Origin of the sequence: Vibrio sp. 1562 (assembly GCF_033340155.1) — a bacterium.
In the GTDB taxonomy this organism is placed as follows: domain Bacteria; phylum Pseudomonadota; class Gammaproteobacteria; order Enterobacterales; family Vibrionaceae; genus Vibrio; species Vibrio alginolyticus.
In genome coordinates this window covers 1-581 of sequence record NZ_JAWOVY010000583.1, presented here as the reverse complement: position 1 = coordinate 581, position 581 = coordinate 1, and the positions used below count along the sequence as shown (strand labels likewise).

Genomic DNA, 581 nt, shown 5'->3' with positions numbered 1-581 from the left:
ATATTGCTGAAAGACACATGTCATTCTGCGAGCGATTGCTAACTACAAGAGACTCAATTTATGAAAAATCAATTCAAATCGTTGTCGATGAGCTTTGTTCTACTCTGATGTCACTCAAAAGTAGTGAGGTTGATGAAGAAATACTCAAATCCAAGTCAGACGTTGCTATTAACGATGTTCTCGGCTCAATTCTAAACAGAGTTGAAGGCATCGATTCTGAGTTTTCTAATGATCTCGAGAAGCTTAAATTTACTGATATTCTAATCTACCGTGTGATATCAGATTCGATTTCCTTACTCGATAGACTCGACTCTGAGCTACCAGAACCAAATGATAAATTTTCAGATTTGATATTGAATTTGATTTTGGAGTTACCTGAGGATTCCGATGGTAATAGGAGCACTACGTATAGCGAGTTTAAATCAGCTTTAATCGAAAGAGCTATCGCTGACGAAAGAAACCATGCTGTTGGCCACTTCAACCAACATAATAGCTATAGCCCCCTCTTTGTTCGTGTGAGAAAAGCGGAATACTCGTACGTAGGTACTGAAGCTTCTAAGCATGCTGACTTTGAGTATATA

The 581-nt window shown here is 38.2% G+C and carries 1 protein-coding gene; it reads left to right on the top strand.

All coding sequences use genetic code 11. From position 1 onward, the window contains the following. Positions 1–17 precede the first annotated feature (17 nt). A partial coding sequence (locus R7Z49_RS26515; RefSeq protein ID WP_318112637.1) for a hypothetical protein occupies positions 18–581 on the top strand: 564 nt, incomplete at its 3' end.